General features: G+C 29.9%; 14 protein-coding genes. 2 read left to right on the forward strand and 12 right to left on the reverse strand.

Going from position 1 to position 17864, the window contains the following annotated elements; translation table 11 throughout:
* Positions 1 to 3 precede the first annotated feature (3 nt).
* From MHN29_RS16960 to rpmH, 11 genes are all read right to left on the reverse strand, one after another.
* Positions 4 to 1134: an efflux RND transporter periplasmic adaptor subunit gene (locus MHN29_RS16960; RefSeq protein WP_235275869.1), complete on the reverse strand. Its 1131-nt coding sequence runs from the start codon at positions 1132 to 1134 to the stop codon at positions 4 to 6.
* Between the two features lie 10 nt (positions 1135 to 1144).
* Positions 1145 to 1600: a MarR family winged helix-turn-helix transcriptional regulator gene (locus MHN29_RS16965; RefSeq protein ID WP_235275870.1), complete on the reverse strand. Its 456-nt coding sequence runs from the start codon at positions 1598 to 1600 to the stop codon at positions 1145 to 1147.
* A gap of 100 nt (positions 1601 to 1700) precedes the next feature.
* On the reverse strand, positions 1701 to 2093 hold the full coding sequence (locus tag MHN29_RS16970; protein ID WP_235275871.1) for a hypothetical protein: 393 nt from the start codon (positions 2091 to 2093) through the stop codon (positions 1701 to 1703).
* Positions 2094 to 2195: 102 nt separating this feature from the next.
* Positions 2196 to 2897: a LytTR family DNA-binding domain-containing protein gene (locus MHN29_RS16975; protein WP_235275872.1), complete on the reverse strand. Its 702-nt coding sequence runs from the start codon at positions 2895 to 2897 to the stop codon at positions 2196 to 2198.
* Positions 2898 to 2944: 47 nt separating this feature from the next.
* On the reverse strand, positions 2945 to 3964 hold the full coding sequence (locus tag MHN29_RS16980) for a sensor histidine kinase (protein WP_235275873.1): 1020 nt from the start codon (positions 3962 to 3964) through the stop codon (positions 2945 to 2947).
* A 31-nt stretch (positions 3965 to 3995) separates the two neighbouring features.
* A complete protein-coding gene (locus tag MHN29_RS16985) occupies positions 3996 to 4898 on the reverse strand; it encodes a DUF6268 family outer membrane beta-barrel protein (protein ID WP_235275874.1) in 903 nt (300 codons plus the stop codon).
* Positions 4899 to 5051: 153 nt separating this feature from the next.
* Entirely contained in the window at positions 5052 to 5879 is an 828-nt protein-coding gene (locus tag MHN29_RS16990; protein ID WP_235275875.1) for a DUF4249 family protein, read from the reverse strand.
* 4 nt (positions 5880 to 5883) lie between these two features.
* A complete protein-coding gene (locus MHN29_RS16995; RefSeq protein ID WP_235275876.1) occupies positions 5884 to 8253 on the reverse strand; it encodes a TonB-dependent receptor in 2370 nt (789 codons plus the stop codon).
* A gap of 162 nt (positions 8254 to 8415) precedes the next feature.
* Positions 8416 to 9324, reverse strand: coding sequence for a LytTR family DNA-binding domain-containing protein (locus tag MHN29_RS17000; RefSeq protein WP_235275877.1), 909 nt, complete (start codon positions 9322 to 9324; stop codon positions 8416 to 8418).
* A 171-nt stretch (positions 9325 to 9495) separates the two neighbouring features.
* Positions 9496 to 12348, reverse strand: a complete 2853-nt coding sequence (gene carB, locus MHN29_RS17005) for a carbamoyl-phosphate synthase large subunit (protein ID WP_235275878.1) — start codon at positions 12346 to 12348, stop codon at positions 9496 to 9498.
* A 106-nt stretch (positions 12349 to 12454) separates the two neighbouring features.
* Complete coding sequence (gene rpmH, locus MHN29_RS17010) at positions 12455 to 12616, reverse strand: 50S ribosomal protein L34 (RefSeq protein WP_093871631.1); 162 nt, start codon at positions 12614 to 12616, stop codon at positions 12455 to 12457.
* A gap of 229 nt (positions 12617 to 12845) precedes the next feature.
* On the opposite strand from rpmH, the gene MHN29_RS17015 reads away from it, so the two are divergent.
* Both MHN29_RS17015 and yidC read left to right on the forward strand, forming a co-directional pair.
* Entirely contained in the window at positions 12846 to 14459 is a 1614-nt protein-coding gene (locus MHN29_RS17015) for a CTP synthase (RefSeq protein ID WP_235275879.1), read from the forward strand.
* A gap of 191 nt (positions 14460 to 14650) precedes the next feature.
* Positions 14651 to 16525: a membrane protein insertase YidC gene (yidC, locus tag MHN29_RS17020; protein WP_235275880.1), complete on the forward strand. Its 1875-nt coding sequence runs from the start codon at positions 14651 to 14653 to the stop codon at positions 16523 to 16525.
* A gap of 885 nt (positions 16526 to 17410) precedes the next feature.
* Here yidC and MHN29_RS17025 read toward each other — a convergent pair.
* Positions 17411 to 17854 carry a hypothetical protein gene (locus MHN29_RS17025; RefSeq protein WP_235275881.1) on the reverse strand — a complete coding sequence of 148 codons (444 nt, stop codon included), beginning with the start codon at positions 17852 to 17854 and terminating at the stop codon, positions 17411 to 17413.
* Positions 17855 to 17864 lie beyond the last annotated feature (10 nt).

The following is a 17864-nucleotide window of genomic DNA, read 5'->3' on the forward strand; positions in this document are numbered from 1 at the left end:
ATCTTATTTTTTTGCTGTGCTTTTATTTTCTGAAAATATTTTGACTGGCATTCCTGCATAAGCCCCTGCAACTGGTTTATCTACTAATTCTTCTCCATTTGCCAACCCTTTTATCACTACCGTATTTTCATTAAAGTGCACTGGATTAATTTCAACTAAGTCCAAAACATTATTCCTTACCACATACACTGCTTTATTTTCAACTAACAATTTTCTATTTATCTCTATAGCTTCTTTTTCTGATTTAACAGGTACATTTGCTTCTAAATACATCCCTTCCCTTAAATCGTTTCCTTTTACCTCTATAAAAACTTGAACTGTTTGTGAAGCTTGATCTATTTTTCCATTAATTCTAGAAACTTTTCCTTTCCAAACCTTTGTCTTTTCTAAGTTATGTAACACTACTAGCTTACCTACTTCTAAAACATCTACCAATCCTCCATTTACCGATAATGCTAATTCAAATACAGAATTATCAATAAACTCTCCCATTTTTTGCCCTGATCTTACCAGAGTTCCGTTGGTTACCAAAGCCTCTGTTAAAACTCCATTAAAAGGAGCTCTAATGTTATATTTCCCTAACCTTGCTTCTAGATTTTTGATAGTATAAAATGTGGTATAAATATTTCTTCCTGTTATAAAATATTTCTCTTTATCTGACTTTGGTACTGGAAGTGGTTGTACCGTTTTATTAATATCAAAGTTTTTCAAGTAAGTATTCCAGCTTTCAAATGAATCTGGATAATCCAAACGGATGTCTGGCATTATTGATGCTATTAAATTTTGCAACGAACTTCTTTGAGATTGAATAGATGCATAAAACTCTTGATTATTAATTTTTAAAAGTGTTTGTCCTTTTTTATAAGATACTCCTACTCTAAAATCTTTTCCAGTAGTTTGTAAAACTCCTTGTACTTCAGAGTAAATATCTACTTTATTTTTAGCTACTAAATTTCCATTTGCTGAAATATTAATCGCTACATCTCCATTTTTTACTTCTTTTACAAAAACAGTCTTTTCTACTTTTGTTACTTTTTGTTCTGGTACTTTTTTACTGTTTTTTAAATAGTTTGATGTTAAAAATGCTATTCCCAACAGCACTATTCCTGCCACTACAATAATTACTTTCCTCATGTTTTATATTTTAGTTGTCACTACAACTTTTAGCTGATATTTGTATTAAATTTTCTTGTACTTTCTTTATTACATTAATTGTATCTCTTATTTCTTTTTTTGAAATATTTTCTTGCAAGGATGTTACAAAGTCTTCCATTATTGGTATTGTTTCTTTAAGTAACTGCTCACCTTTTTTTGTTAAATGAATATGATTTATTCTTCTATCCGATTTCGATGGGATTCTCGCTACCAAACTTTTCTTTTCCATAGTATTTATAAGTCTAGTCAAAGAGGTCTTATCTCTACCTGTTAAAAAAGCTAGCTCCTGTTGTGGCACTCCATTCTTTTCTTCTAACTTTTTTAAAAGGACCCATTGTATTTTGGTTAAATTTATTTTCCTTTCATAAAACATATCTTGAATATGATTATCTATCATTTTCATTGTCTTTCCTAACCAAGGCGCTAGTGTTTTCTCTAAATCCATATTCCCGTTCCTTTTTTAGACGCAAAGTTAGATTAAAAGATTAATTTAGTTGCATATGCAACTAGTTAACTTTCTGTTAAAATTGTTAACTTAAAAAACACTATTCTTTATTCCATTGCTCCATCCAATTACTCATTGCTTCTTTCAATTCTTTTTTAACTTTTGAATTATACTTTTTTAATTGAATTTCTGACAAAACTTCCTCTAACTTTAAATACTCTTCCTTCCCTACTGCTTTCATTTTTTTTCGAATACTAAACATTGATGAATTCTCTACAACTTTCTTCCTTGCTTTAAAAGCATCTAAATTGATTCTAAAAATTTCTTTTGTTTGTTCTTCCGAGAGACTTAATTTTTTCTTCATTAAATCTGTTTTCTTTTTAGCCATTTCTTCTGCTGGAATTGCTTTAAACTTTTCTAATTTTGACTGACCAAAACCTATAGTTGAAATCATCAATACAATTACAATCGTTATTTTCTTTAATACTTTCATCTTGTTCGTTATTTATCATAATTATCAAGCAAAAGTATTTTAGAGGGATAAATAAAGAAGAATCTGTTATACCAACTCTTAAAATGTATAGACAAACTGGTTTTAAACTCCTAATCTTTTTAAAATAGCAGCCTTGTATGTTTCACCTATTGGTAGACGCTCATTATTTACAATAAGTTTGTTTTTTTGATGTGAAGACACATAATCTATATTTACAATATATGAACGGTGAATACGAAAAAATTTAACTGAAGATAGTTTTTCTAAAATAGCTTTAAAACTCATTAAGGTAAGTATAGATGAGCTTGAATCGATTGTTTTTATCTTTATATAGTCTTTTAAACCCTCGATATAAATAATATTTTTAGTTTCTATTTTTACATTTTCATATTCAGATTTTACAAAAATGAAATCATTTTGAGTTTCATTCGTAATATCTTTTCTTTGCTTTAACTCATAAAGCTCCCTTGCTTTGGTTATAGCTTTTATAAATCTTGGAAACGGTATTGGTTTTACCAAATAATCAGTAGCATTCAATTCAAAACCATCTAATGCATACTGAGGATAGGCTGTAGTAAAAATAAACTGAGGCAAATTAGATATAGATTTCACTAATTCTAAACCTGTCAAATTTGGCATTTCAATATCTAAAAAAACCAAATCTAATTCGTATTGTTGTAGTAAAGATAAGGCCTCTAAAGAATTATTAGTTTTGGCTACAATCTCAATATTTCCAACACGCTGAATATAGGTTTCAATAATATCTACTGCCAAAGGTTCATCATCAACTATAATACATTTCATCTATTTTACTTCTTTTAAGTTTTACACAAACTTTTAATTTTTCCTTATTAACTTATACGTAATTGCAAACTTACTTTGTACAAATTATCCTTATCTGAAATTTCTAATTTATGCTTATTTGGATACAACAATTTTAAACGTTCTTTAGTATTCTTTAGGCCTATACCTGAATTTATATCATCTATTTGTTTTCTATTCTTTACGTTTACACACTCAAATTTAAAATGAGTATCATCTACATCTATAGTTACAATTATTTTTGAGTTTTTTATCGGATCAACTCCATATTTAAAAGCATTTTCAATAAATGAAATTAACAATAATGGTGGTATTTTTTGATTGGTTATTTCTCCTGAAACATTTAAAGAAATTCCCTCTTTATCTATTAATCGTAGCTTTTGTAGGTTAACATAATTCTCTATGTAGCTAATTTCCTTTTCTAACAATACAAAATCATCATTTGCCTGATACAACATATATCGCATTAATTCTGATAACATAATAACTGCTTCAGGAGCTTCGTCTGCTTTTTTTACTGTTAAAGAATAAATACTATTTAATGAATTAAATAAAAAATGTGGATTTATTTGAGATTTTAAAACCTCTAACTCAGTTATTCTTTTCTGGCTTTCAATGTCTTTTTTATCTGTTTCATTTTTAGTCCATGCCAAATATGTTTTAATTACTGCCCCAAGAATTACCAGAATAATATTAAACATTACACTTATTGCAAAACTCTTAATAGAAAAACTCTTGTAAGCCTCTAAGTTTATATTCTGTGATAAGGATTCAAAATAACTTGAAAAATCAAGAGACCTATACATAAGAGCCCCTAGATAAACTACTAACAATACAGCAATCACATATAAAAAAACCTTCTTTTTAAATAATAGCTTTGGAACTAATACTAAATAATTAATGTAGAAAAATACAATACCTAAAGATATTCTTGCTAAAAACGGCAATGGAACTTTACCTTTATCTAAATAAAGTTGAGTTCCTACAAACAAAATAAATGTTAGCCATATAGAACTATGTATTAATAAGCGTTTGTTTGCTTTACCCATTTCTTATAAAAATTATCTAGATAAATTTAACCTATTTATTTTTACTTCGTCTCTTTTTTATCAACTCTGATAAATCATAGGCAACTCCTATTGAAAAGAAAGGTCTGTTATCTATATCAAAATCGTACAATTCATCTTTATTTACATCTAATAAAGAATACGTATTACTAAACGAATAACCTGCATTAGCAATAGCTCTCCATCCTTTTGCAAACTTATAGCTATAACTAATATTTGCTAAGAAATTCCTAAACTGAATTTTTTGAGCTTCTTCTCCATTAAAAATTGGACTGTTACTTCCCGATAAATTCGCATAAAAACCTTGCTGTCTTGCTTCTACCCTAAAACTATTTTTCTTATTTAAATTATAATTGAAAAAAGTACTCGGAAAACCAATTCCATATGAAAATCGTTCATTTAATGTTTGCCTAAAACTTATAAATGGAATTACACCTGGTTTTCCTGATAAAGTAGCATAGGCCACCCCAAAAATCATAACACTTCCTTTCTTAAAATTCCCCCATCGCTTTGTTGCTAATAAAGCTCCATTCAATAATAAATCTTCTGAACTTAAACTTCCTTTAAGATTTGAAGAAATAGTTGGATTTACTCTCGCAGTTAAAAGCCATTGTTTTTTCAATGGGTAACTATAAGACAATGCATATGATAGATTATAAAAAGTTTCTATCTCTTTTGTATCAAATGGATAACTCTTGTTATAATTCAATACCGAATAATCAAGTCCGATAGAATTGGTTATAAATCCCTTTCCCACTTTTACTGGAATATTAGCACGAATTTCTGTACTATTAAAATCAAAATCTTTACTACTTGGCGAATATTTATGTTCAATACTAAATAAATCTGGTTGCTGCTGACTATAACAAGATCCTATTACACTTAGAAAAAACACAGCATTTATTACTTTTCTCATTGATGGCTACTTAAAAATTAAGTCCCAAACCTATAATTACTATACAGCATAATGAAAAAAATTATACTGGCTTAATCTTTCAATAGATGAACCATCATTTTTTATCTACAAAAAACCCGAAGAACATAATCTTCGGGTTTATTTTATCATTTTTTAATTAATTGTGTAGACATCATTGACTGTTTCACTCAATCTGAAATATCCAAACACCTCTTCATTACTATCATTTATATTAATACAATTCCCTTTTACACGTGCTGGTGTGGTTTGAAACGGTCCTCCCTGCCCAAGTTGCTCTATTAATAAATCTATGTAGTTATAATATCGTCTTGAAATTCCTTGAAGACTTAAAGTAACTGTTCCTCCTTTAACTAAATCCTCATCTTCATATTCGATAAAATTCTGATTACCATCTGTAAATTCATCTTTTAAAGTTTCTAAATCAGGGATTGCTAAATTTGATGCTTGAAATACTCCAAGATAATAGTTAGCAACATCTTTAGGATCATCAAAATATACTTTTAATTTAATTTCATCATCTCCTCCTATTGATGGAACTGCTTCTTGTTCTATATTCTTAATACCTACAACTGAAATTAATGTTTCTGTGGCTCTATAAGTTTTCCCATCGTAAAGTACTTCTAATTCGTATTCGTCATTCAATACTGGATTAAATGTTCCTATGGTATAATCTCCATTATTTTGATTTGCAAATGTAAAAACCTCTCCAGTATTAGTATTCGTTACTTGAACTTGAGCATTTAAAACTGGCTTATTGGGTTCATTTGAAAAATATTCAGTTGATGTACTCAATTTTATAGTCTGATTTACTCCCGATGTTCCTTTTTCCCATAAAATAGAAGCTTCTATTACCAAACGCTCTCCTCCATTTGGAACACTAACATTTACTACTTCTGTACAGGCATAAAACAAATTAATAATAAGAATGATTACGACTGATTTTATAATTAACTTTTTCATTTTCTTAAAATTTAAAATTATAACTCACTGAAGGAATAATACCAAAAATGGTAGTCTGCGTAGCCTCATTAGCTCCTGTTGTAGCATTTTGTCCAAAACTTATGGAAGCCGCATTATTACGATTGTAAATATTATAAATACTAAATACCCATTCTCCTTTCCATTTTCTATTCTTGTTTTTTCTCGGTGTTAATGTTGCAGAAACATCTAAGCGATGATAAGCAGGCAATCTACTTGCATTTCTTTCACTATACGTAGGTATGGATAATCCTTGATAATTAAATTGACCATTAGGATATGTTACTGGTCTACCCGTTTGAAAAATAAAATTAGATCCAAAACTCCATTTTTCATTCAATTTATAGTTTCCTGTAAACGAAACATCATGAGTTCTATCGTAAGCTGTGTTATACCAGTTACCGTTATTAATTCCTAGTCCACCAGAAGCATTCCCAGGTGCTCTTTGCTGTGCTTTTGACAAGGTATATGATAGCCATCCTGTAAAATTTCCTTGGTTTTTTCTCAATAACACTTCCAATCCATAAGAACGCATTTCACCAATTAAAATCTCACGTTCTATATTGTTTTGAGCTATTAAATCTGCTCCATCGATATAATCTACTCTATTATTTACTGTTTTATAATACACCTCTGTTTCTATAGAATACATATTATTTTTAAAATTCCTGAAATACCCCAAAGCATATTGATCTGCTAACTGTGGTTTTAAAAATTTACCACTTGGTGCCCATACATCTAAAGGTGTTGCCGAAGTTGTATTGGATATTAAATGTAAATACTGTGCTGTACGGTTATAACTTGCCTTTAACGAAGATTTATTATTTAATTGATACGATAAGGCAAAGCGTGGTTCAAAATTACCAAATGAGGCTATTGCTTTTCCACTTGAATAATTTGTTTCTCCAATAGCTTCTGCTCGTTCATAAATACCTAATTCAGAATTATACACTACTGGTAAATCATTTTGATACTCATTTAATGTTTGGGCTCCTAAACGATAAAAAGTACTATAACGTAATCCATACATAGTGGTTAACTTATCTGTAATTTTATGCTCTAAACTTGCATAAACTCCACCTTCAAAAGCACTCTTATCATCTAATTTTCTAGAATTTATACCAGAAGCTTCGTTTAATGGGTTTAACTCTCCGGGATTAAATTGATAGTAAATTCCACTAAGTCCAAAATTGAATTTCATTTTATCACTCGCATAATAACCTACATCATATTTTAAATTATAATTATTAATATTCGACTTCCAATCTAAGCCCTGCATATCAAGCTTCAAAGCATAATTATATCTACTGTAGATTACTGATAAGTTTGAAAATAACTTGTCATTAAAAATATGGTTCCATCGTAAGTTTCCAGAAATGTTTCCATATGAATTAGAAAACCTCTTAGCCAAACTAAAATCATCTTGCCCTAAATACCCTGACAAAAACATTCTATTCTTGTTATCAATCTTATAGTTTGTTTTAAAATTAAGATCGTAAAAACTAGCACTGTTACTATTATTGGCCAGTTTTAAAAATAAATGTGCGTATGATGCTCTACCTGATAGCAAAAACGAACCTTTATCTTTAAATGTAGGACCTTCTGCTGTTAACCTACTCGATATTGCTCCAATACCTCCTGTAAGCGCAAATCGCTTGCTATTCCCTTCTTTTTGACGGATATCTAACACCGAAGATACACGACCTCCAAACTGCGCTGGAATCCCCCCTTTATACAATTTTATGTCTTTAATAGCATCACTATTAAACACCGAAAAGAATCCAAATAAATGCGATGAATTATAAATAATAGCTTCATCTAACAGCACTAAATTTTGGTCTTCTGCACCACCACGCACATTAAATCCTGAAGCTCCTTCTCCTGAATTTGTAACTCCTGGTAAAAGCTGAATTGATTTAATTATATCTACTTCTCCCATTACAGCAGGGATCTGCTTAATTGTTTTAGTAGATAATTTTGTAACACTCATTTGAGGTGTTCGTATATTCGTTTTCTTTAACCCTTCCGAATTGATTACAACCTCGTCTAACTGTGAAGTATCTTCTTGTAGTTCAAAATTGAGTTTTAAATTACTATTTAATGATACTTCTTTTTCAACCGTCGTAAATCCTAAATAAGAAATTATCAAAGTATAATTTCCTTTGGGAACCGTTAACGAATAAAAACCATATTCGTTTGTTGAAACTCCTAAATTAGTTCCTTTTAAAAGAACAGTAGCTCCTGTTAATGTTTCTCCGTTTGTTTCAGATTTTAACGTTCCGCTGATTGTTATTTTTTCTTGAGCAAAGCTTAAAAAAGATGTGAAAAATATTACACAAAAAATGAATTTCTTCATAAAAGTTTAAATGTTTTTATTGGTTTAAAATCATCAAACATAACGAGAAGAAATTGTTTGTATTTGCCAGTACAACTGGCTTTGGAGCGAAATACTGGTTTTAGGAGTGAAAAGATTTAGATTAACTTTTCTTTAAGAATACTAGAATTACTAAACCTCTTTTTAATACAATGAAATTTTTGTTTTTATATCCTTTAAATAAGTTTTTGAAACTGGTATTTTAATCATTTCTGGACTCCCCAATATCAAATTTGGTTTTTGATTTAGGTATTTTAAACTTTCTATGTTCATCAGATTTACTGCGTAAGATCTATGACATTTTATTAGAGAAGGAAAATCTTTTAATTCATTTAAAATTTTAGAAAAACGTGTTCTTACACTTTGCTCTATCAATCTTCCATTTTTCAAATATTTTATTAAAATATATTGGTTTTGAGATTCTATTGCATAAATAGTATTAATGGCTACTGTTAATTTACAAACATCATTTTCATCTAATACCTTTATTAAGTCTTCATTTCCAGAAGCTATTTTATAATGCTCCTTAATAACTGTCAAATCTTTTTCTAAAGTAACCTTATCACTTAACAACTGTTTTAAATACGTGTATACTAGTATCCCCATTACAGGATACAATAGCACTATACATAAACTAAAATATGTTAAAAACGAGTAAAAAAACATTTCTCTCATAATATTATCAATGGTGATAACATCTTCTTCGAAAATAAAATAATCAATAATGGTAGTAACACACACTATTAATAATACATCAATAAAAAACCACTTCAAGAAATATTTGATAGTGTAATTTTTAACCAAAAACTGTTTTCGTAAAACAAATTGACTGAATGCTAAAACTAAAAATATAACACATGAAAAGAATAACAACAATAATAAAAGCTCAACAATATTATAACGACTATTTTTCAATACTTCATAAATTCCAAAAGGTTGATAAATCAACACAAAAAGCATTAAAAATATAGAGCTACTTGATACATAAAACCACTTTTCTTTATTAGTATTAAAAAACTGGAAAGGTATATTTAGAAACTGTCGTATTTTCATTTCTGTATTTTAAAAGTTTGATCATACTTAAAACAGTTTCTATTCAAAAATAGTATACAAGCTTTACTTTTTTATATGAAAGCCTAAACATATTTTTTCAATCAATTACAATGAAAAAGAGGCGATTTTTATAATAAAAATCGCCTCTTTAATATTTTGTATTCGTATTGTTTATTTACTTAAATACATCTTACGTCTTGAATATAAATCATAGAAAGTATCATCTCTTAATGAATCTATAAATAAAATACTTTCTCCTGTAGATTTCATTTCTGGTCCTAACTTCTTATTTACATTCGGGAATTTGTTAAACGAGAATACTGGTTGTTTAATTGCAAATCCTTCTAGTTGTGGGTTAAATTTAAAATCAGTTACTTTCTTCTCTCCTAACATCACCTTAGTAGCATAGTTTACATAAGGCTCTTTATAAGCTTTTGCTATAAATGGTACCGTACGAGAAGCTCTTGGGTTTGCCTCAATGATATATACTTTATCGTCTTTAATTGCAAACTGAATATTGATTAATCCTTTTGTTTTTAAAGCCAAAGCAATTGTTTTTGTATACTCTCTAATTTGCTCTAACACTAATTCTCCTAAGTTAAATGCTGGTAAGGTTGCATTAGAATCTCCAGAGTGTACTCCACAAGGCTCAATATGCTCCATAATTCCAATGATGTATACATTTTCACCATCACAAATAGCATCTGCTTCTGCTTCTATCGCTCCTTCTAAATAATGATCTAATAATAATTTGTTATTAGGAATTTTACGTAATAAGTCTACCACGTGCTCTAATAACTCCTCTTTATTAATTACAATCTTCATTCCTTGTCCTCCTAATACATAAGATGGACGCACTAAAATTGGGAAATCTAATTCATCAGCTAAAGCTAAAGCTTCATCAGCAGTTTCAGCTACACCAAATTCTGGATAAGGAATTTTATTATCTTTTAATAACTCTGAGAAACTTCCTCTATCTTCTGCTAAATCTAAAGCTTCAAAACTAGTTCCTAATATTTTGATTCCATACTTGGTAAGTTTTTCTGCTAATTTTAATGCAGTTTGACCTCCTAACTGTACGATAACTCCTTCTGGCTTTTCGTGCTTAATAATATCGTAGATGTGCTCCCAGAAAACTGGTTCGAAATATAATTTATCTGCCGTGTCAAAGTCTGTAGAAACTGTTTCTGGATTACAGTTAATCATAATTGTTTCGTACCCACACTCAGCAGCAGCTAAAACTCCATGTACACAACAATAATCAAACTCAATTCCTTGTCCAATTCTGTTTGGTCCTGATCCTAAAACAATTACTTTTTTCTTATCTGAAACTATACTTTCGTTTGCTGGTAACTTCTCACCATCAGCAGTTTCAACTTCATTCTCAAAAGTTGAGTAATAATATGGAGTTTGTGCTTTAAACTCAGCAGCACAAGTATCTACCAATTTATAAACACGTTTAATTTTTAATTCCTCACGTAATTTATAAACCTGACTCTCTAAACATCCTAACATATGTGCTATCTGACGATCTCCATATCCTTTTTGTTTAGCTTCTAATAATAACTCTCTATCTAAAGTGTCGACTGTATACGTAGAAATTTCTTTTTCTAAGTGGTATAACTCCTCATATTGTTTTAAATACCACATATCTATTTTAGTGATATCGTAAATTTTACTTAGAGGAATTCCCATTGCTATTGCATCATAAATAGCAAAAACTCTATCCCAACTTGCGTTGGTTAATTTATCTATAATCTGATTATAATCTTTATAACCTTTACCGTCAGCCCCTAAACCATTACGTTTAATTTCTAACGACTGTGTTGCTTTGTGTAATGCTTCTTGGAAAGAACGTCCAATTCCCATAACCTCTCCAACGGCTTTCATTTGTAAACCTAAAGTTCTGTCTGAACCTTCAAATTTATCAAAGTTCCAACGTGGAATTTTTACAATTACATAATCTAATGTTGGCTCAAACAATGCCGATGTAGATTTTGTAATTTGATTATCTAACTCATCTAAGCTATAACCAATTGCTAACTTCGTAGCTATTTTTGCAATAGGATATCCTGTTGCCTTACTTGCTAAAGCAGAAGAACGAGATACACGTGGATTAATTTCAATAGCTATAATTTCTTCTTTTTCATCTGGAGAAACAGCGAACTGCACATTACATCCACCTTCAAAATCACCAATAGATCGCATCATTTTAATAGCCATGTCACGCATTTTCTGGAATGTCTTATCAGAAAGCGTCATTGCTGGAGCTACTGTAATTGAATCTCCTGTATGAATTCCCATTGGATCCATATTCTCGATAGAACAAATAATAACTACGTTATCATTTTTATCACGTAATAACTCTAACTCATATTCTTTCCACCCCATCATTGCTTTATCAATCATTACTTCATGAATTGGAGATGCTTCCAATCCTCTACGTAACAATTTATCAAAGTCATTTGGATCATATACAATAGAAGCTCCTGCTCCACCTAATGTATAAGAAGAACGAATTACTAATGGGAAACCAAATTCTTGTGCTATTTCTTTGCCTTTTAAAAATGATGTCGCTGTAGCTTGTGGCGCCATTGGTACATCAATCTGTAGCATCAATTCTCTAAACTTCTCTCTATCTTCAGTAATATTAATAGCATCAATGTCTACACCTATTAATTTTACACCAAAATCTTCCCAAATTCCTTTATCATCAGCTTCGATACATAAATTTAATGCTGTTTGACCTCCCATTGTTGGTAAAACTGCATCAATTTGTGGATGCTCTTTTAAAATTTGAATTATTGATTTTGTTGTTAAAGGCAACAAGTATACATGATCTGCCATTGAAGGATCTGTCATAATTGTTGCGGGGTTAGAGTTGATTAAAATTGTTTCAATTCCATCCTCTCTTAAAGATCTTAAGGATTGAGAACCTGAGTAGTCAAATTCACAGGCTTGTCCAATAACGATCGGTCCAGAACCGATGATTAAAATAGATTTAAGGTCTTGTCTTTTAGGCATTTTGTTGTTTATTGTGTTGTATTGGTAAAAGTAAAAATTGTTTAGGTATAAAAAAAGGTGTTACTAAAAAATAGTAACACCTTATTTAATTAACAATAGTTAATCATTATTTCTTTGGTCTTGGAGCTGAAGATACAGTCAAACTCTTTCTTCCTTTAGCCCTTCTTCTAGCTAATACTTTACGTCCATTAGCAGATGCCATTCTTTCTCTGAAACCGTGTTTGTTTCTTCTTTTTCTCTTCGATGGTTGGTACGTTCTTTTTGGCATTATTTATATTTTTAAAAATCTTCTTTAAATTATATTTTGCTTTTTGAAATTCCGTCTGCTAAAAGCGTGGGCAAATATACAACAGTTTTTTTGACTGACAAACCCTATTATTATTTTTTTAAAAAATATTTTCAATTTGCTAAATTAAGTAATTTTTACAGATGTTTTTTATGTTTTTTATTTGTTCGAATTGTTAGACTTCTTACTTTTGCCCAAACCTAACAATACCATGAACAACACTAAATACGTTTTTGTAACAGGAGGCGTAACTTCATCACTAGGAAAAGGAATTATAGCTGCTTCTTTAGCTAAGTTATTACAAGAAAGAGGCTATTCTGTAACCATCCAAAAGCTTGATCCATATATAAATATTGACCCAGGAACATTAAATCCATACGAACATGGAGAATGCTATGTTACTGACGACGGAGCTGAAACCGACTTAGATTTGGGGCATTATGAGCGTTTTTTAAACATTCCTACATCACAGGCTAATAATGTGACTACTGGAAGAATTTACCAATCGGTAATAAACAAAGAACGTAAAGGAGAGTTTTTAGGAAAAACAGTTCAAGTTATTCCTCATATTACTGATGAAATCAAACACAGAATTCAAATTTTAGGTAATACTGGCGATTACGACATTGTTATTACTGAAATTGGAGGTACGGTAGGTGATATTGAATCACTTCCATATGTAGAGGCTGTACGTCAATTACAATGGGAATTAGGTGAAGACAATGCTATTGTTATTCACTTAACTTTAGTTCCATATTTGGCTGCTGCTGGTGAGTTAAAAACAAAACCTACGCAACACTCTGTAAAAATGTTAATGCAAAGTGGTGTTAGTCCAAACATATTAGTCTGTCGTTCTGAACATGAAATCAACGACAACATCAAACGTAAATTAGCACTATTCTGTAATGTTAAAAAACAAGATGTAATTCAATCTTTAGATGCAGAAACTATTTATGATGTTCCAAACTTAATGTTTAAAGAAGGTTTAGACTATGTTGTTTTAGACAAATTAAACCTATCTACTCGTAAACAACCGAAATTAAAAGCTTGGAATCAGTTTGTTGAGCGTCATAAAAATCCAACTGCAACTCTTGAGATTGGTTTAGTTGGTAAATATGTTGAATTACACGATTCTTATAAATCAATTACAGAAGCTTTTATTCATGCTGGTGCTGCTAACAAAGCTAAGATTAAAGTTCGTTGGATTCACTCTGAAGAATTAACTCCAGAAAATGCTGCTAGTAAACTAGAAGGTTTAAACGGAGTTTTAGTTGCTCCAGGTTTTGGTGATAGAGGTATTGAAGGTAAAATTGCTGCTGTACAATATGTTCGTGAAAACAACATTCCTTTTTTAGGTATTTGTTTAGGTATGCAAATGGCTGTTATTGAATATTCTCGTAATATCTTAGGATTACAAGATGCCAACTCAACAGAAATGAACGAAAAAGTAGCGCATCCAGTTATTAATTTAATGGAAGAGCAAAAAGACGTTACTGAAAAAGGTGGTACAATGCGTTTAGGTGCTTGGGATTGTGAAATCACAAAGGATTCTAAAGTATTTGAAGCTTATAAATCTGAATTAATAAGTGAGCGTCACCGTCACAGGTATGAATATAATAATGATTATAAAGAGCAATTAGAAGCTGCTGGTATGAAAGCTACGGGTATAAATCCAAAAACTGGATTGGTAGAGATTGTTGAGATTCCTACACATCCTTGGTTTGTTGGTGTACAATACCACCCTGAATATAAGAGTACGGTTTTAAACCCACATCCTTTATTCGTAAGCTTTATTAAAGCTTCTTTACAACAATCGAAAAAATAAATTTTAAATCCTGTAATTTTTAATTGCAGGATTTTTTTTGAAATAAATTGGAACACTGTTTGAACTATAACGTATATCAAAATTAATCACAGTAAAACATTATAAAATCTATAGGGTTTTACTACATTTGTCGGGTTTTTCAATTATCAGAAAAACAAAAAATGACAAGTTGACATTATAACACATAATCAATGGAACAAAAAAAATTTGATTTAAATTCCTTTATTGGAATGCTTTTATTAGGAGGAATCATGCTTTGGTGGATGAATAGCCGTAAGCCTGAAGTTACTCCTGAAACAACTGCTCAAACCGAACAAACTACGCAAGTATCTTCAACTCAAAATAATGTAGCTGATACTGTTATCTTAAACGATTCGTTAAGACAAATTGCTTTAAAAAATAAGTTAGGGGCTTTTGCCTATGGAGCTTCTACCACTAAAGAAGGTGTTACTTCTATAGAAAACAAGCTTGTTAAATTAACGATTGATAATAAAGGTGGACAAATAACAGAAGCTTTAATTAAAAACTTCAAAACATACGATTCTCTTCCTTTGTACTTAGTTAAAGACAAGAATGCTTCATTCAATATTAATTTTGGTACTACTGACAATCGTATTTTAAACACAAAAGACTTATTATTTACTCCTACTTTAACTAAAAACGGAGATACTCAAGTTCTTTCTATGAAATTAAAGGTTTCTGAAACTCAGTTTTTAGAATACCGTTATGAAATGAAAGAAGGTGATTACCGCGTTGGTTTTGCTGTACGTTCTCAAGGATTAAGTAATGTAATTAATAGTTCACAAGCCATTAATTTAGATTGGAGCTTAAAAGGTTTTAGACATGAAAAAAGTTTAAAAACCGAAAACATGTATTCATACTATTATTACAAAGCTGATGATGAAGTTGAATACTTACAAATGAACGATGATGAAACTGTAAGTGATATTGATTGGGTAGCCTACAAGCAACACTTTTTCTCTTCTATATTATCTTCAAAAACCCCTTTTAACAGTGCTAGCTTAAAATCAGTTGATTTTGCAGGAGAAGAAAAAGATAGTGTATTTACAAAAACATATAGTTTAAAAACTCCTTTAGCTTTAACTAACGGGGAGTTAAACTATGACATGCAGTGGTTTTACGGACCTACTGACTATAACCTATTAAGTACTTATAAAGGTACTAGCTTAGATGAAATTACAGATTTAGGTTGGGGAATTTTTGGTTTCTTAAACCGTACTATATTCTATCCTGTATTTAATATGTTAAAAGGGTTTATTGGTAACTTCGGATTAATTATCATTTTAATGACAATTGTAGTTCGTATTATCATGTCTCCTGTACTTTATAAATCATATTTATCAAGTGCTAAGATGAAAGTGATTCGTCCAGAGATGGAGGAAATTAATAAAAAATATCCAGGAAAAGAAAATGCAATGAAGCGTCAACAAGAAATTATGGCGATTCAACGAAAAGCTGGAGTTAGTATGATGTCAGGTTGTATTCCTGCATTACTTCAAATGCCTGTATTCTTTGCTTTATTTAGATTTTTCCCTACGAATATAGATTTTAGACAAAAAAGTTTCTTATGGGCTAATGATTTATCTTCTTATGATATTGTTTTCCAATTACCATTTAGTATTCCTTTTTATGGAGATCACGTAAGTTTATTCCCAATATTAGCTTCTGTTGCTATTTTCTTTTACATGAGAATGAACCAAAGTCAACAAGCAAATATGCAAGCTCCACCACAAGAAGGTATGCCTGATATGAGTAAAATGATGAAGTATATGATTTACTTCTCTCCTATTATGATGTTATTCTTCTTTAATAACTATGCAAGTGGATTAAGTTTATATTACTTTATCTCTAACTTGTTAACCATTGCAATTATGTTAGTAATTAAAAACTATGTAATTGACGAAAAGAAGATTCACGCTCAGATTGAAGAAAACAAAAAGAGACCTGAGAAAGCTAAAAGTAAATTTAGACAACGTTTAGATGATGCTATGAAGCAAGCACAAGAGCAACAAGCAGCTCAACAACGTGCTAAAGGTAAAAAATAAACAAACTATTAAGTTTTACAAAAACCCCGTTTAAATTGAATTTAAACGGGGTTTATTTATTTAATAAACTGGCAAGTAAAGTATAATATCAATCTTATACATAATCTTGTTTATCAATTTTTATACTACACTCTTTAATCATATTGAATAAAGCCAAAATCTATTTGATATCATCAGCGAAGTTCGCTGATACAATAAAAACTATGCAGAATCATCAGCGAACTTCGCTGACCAAATAAAAACTCTGCGATACCATCAGCGGACTTCGCTGATCTAATAAAAACTTTGCGAAACTATCAGCGGACTTCGCTAATCAAATAAAAATTCTGCAAAACCATCAGCGAGCTTCGCTGAAAGAAAAAACTACCTTAATTAAAACTAAGGTAGTTTGTATATTTATTGTTATGCTGTTTTATTTACTTATAAAAACATCTTCTATATCAATTACTTTAATACAAAACTGATTGATAACATACAATTACAAACCATTAGCATCTAACATAGGAATGGATAAAAACATAGCAATAATGAATAATATGAACTTTATTCTTTTAGCTTCAATCTGATTTAAAAAGGAAAACAATACAATACTCATGATTATTGAAAAAATTATCCCTATCGAAATACTCATTAAACTTTCGGGACATAACGACACATTAAACATTGAATGTATCAAACTCACAAAAACATAGTTTAAATTAAATTTATTTCCTAAAAATGGGAATATAGAAAACGTCAATAAATTAGTCACAAAAACTACTGAGCTATAAATTAAATTTTTCAAAATCGGTTTGTTGTATTGTAATACTCTTATTTTTTTGATAATCCCACAATCTAGTTAGTTTTCAACTTGTGAACATATAGAAATTAAATAATACTAAAAAATCAAGAACTAAATTCATTAGCAACTTTTTGAACAGCCTCTTTAAGAAGTCTTTCTCCAAGAATATCATTTTCTGAAAAATTAAATATATATCTGTTTATATTTTTATTATATACATAATCATAATTTAATTTTTCTAATTTAAAATAATCACTAGCCCATGATGCAATAGCAAAAAACAATCCTTCATCTTGAAAATCGCAAAGAGAAAACTCAATAGACTCAATTGATATCATTAACTTTTTTTGCATATTGATAGTACCTTCAATCCATTTTAAACCATTAATCAAAAAAATATAATACGGTTTAGTTAATCCACAATTATCCAATTTTAAATATAAATTATCATTTATTTTAAAACTATTATAATCGATTTCAGAATAAGTTCTTATCTCCAATAAGACAGCTATCCCCCAACTACTTTTAGAAATTTTATAGCAATACATATTATTTAAC

This window comes from Tenacibaculum sp. Cn5-46 (assembly GCF_022347705.1).
Classification (GTDB): Bacteria; Bacteroidota; Bacteroidia; order Flavobacteriales; family Flavobacteriaceae; genus Polaribacter; species Polaribacter aiptasiae.

Coding starts and splice junctions, on each gene's coding strand:
- yidC (WP_235275880.1), top strand. CDS start 14,651: ATGGAACAAAAAAAATTTGATTTAAATTCCTTTATTGGAATGCTTTTA.
- MHN29_RS17000 (WP_235275877.1), bottom strand. CDS start 9,324: ATGAAAATACGACAGTTTCTAAATATACCTTTCCAGTTTTTTAATACT.
- MHN29_RS17015 (WP_235275879.1), top strand. CDS start 12,846: ATGAACAACACTAAATACGTTTTTGTAACAGGAGGCGTAACTTCATCA.
- MHN29_RS17025 (WP_235275881.1), bottom strand. CDS start 17,854: ATGTATTGCTATAAAATTTCTAAAAGTAGTTGGGGGATAGCTGTCTTA.
- MHN29_RS16960 (WP_235275869.1), bottom strand. CDS start 1,134: ATGAGGAAAGTAATTATTGTAGTGGCAGGAATAGTGCTGTTGGGAATA.
- MHN29_RS16975 (WP_235275872.1), bottom strand. CDS start 2,897: ATGAAATGTATTATAGTTGATGATGAACCTTTGGCAGTAGATATTATT.
- carB (WP_235275878.1), bottom strand. CDS start 12,348: ATGCCTAAAAGACAAGACCTTAAATCTATTTTAATCATCGGTTCTGGA.
- MHN29_RS16970 (WP_235275871.1), bottom strand. CDS start 2,093: ATGAAAGTATTAAAGAAAATAACGATTGTAATTGTATTGATGATTTCA.
- MHN29_RS16995 (WP_235275876.1), bottom strand. CDS start 8,253: ATGAAGAAATTCATTTTTTGTGTAATATTTTTCACATCTTTTTTAAGC.
- MHN29_RS16965 (WP_235275870.1), bottom strand. CDS start 1,600: ATGGATTTAGAGAAAACACTAGCGCCTTGGTTAGGAAAGACAATGAAA.
- MHN29_RS16985 (WP_235275874.1), bottom strand. CDS start 4,898: ATGAGAAAAGTAATAAATGCTGTGTTTTTTCTAAGTGTAATAGGATCT.
- MHN29_RS16980 (WP_235275873.1), bottom strand. CDS start 3,964: ATGGGTAAAGCAAACAAACGCTTATTAATACATAGTTCTATATGGCTA.
- rpmH (WP_093871631.1), bottom strand. CDS start 12,616: ATGCCAAAAAGAACGTACCAACCATCGAAGAGAAAAAGAAGAAACAAA.
- MHN29_RS16990 (WP_235275875.1), bottom strand. CDS start 5,879: ATGAAAAAGTTAATTATAAAATCAGTCGTAATCATTCTTATTATTAAT.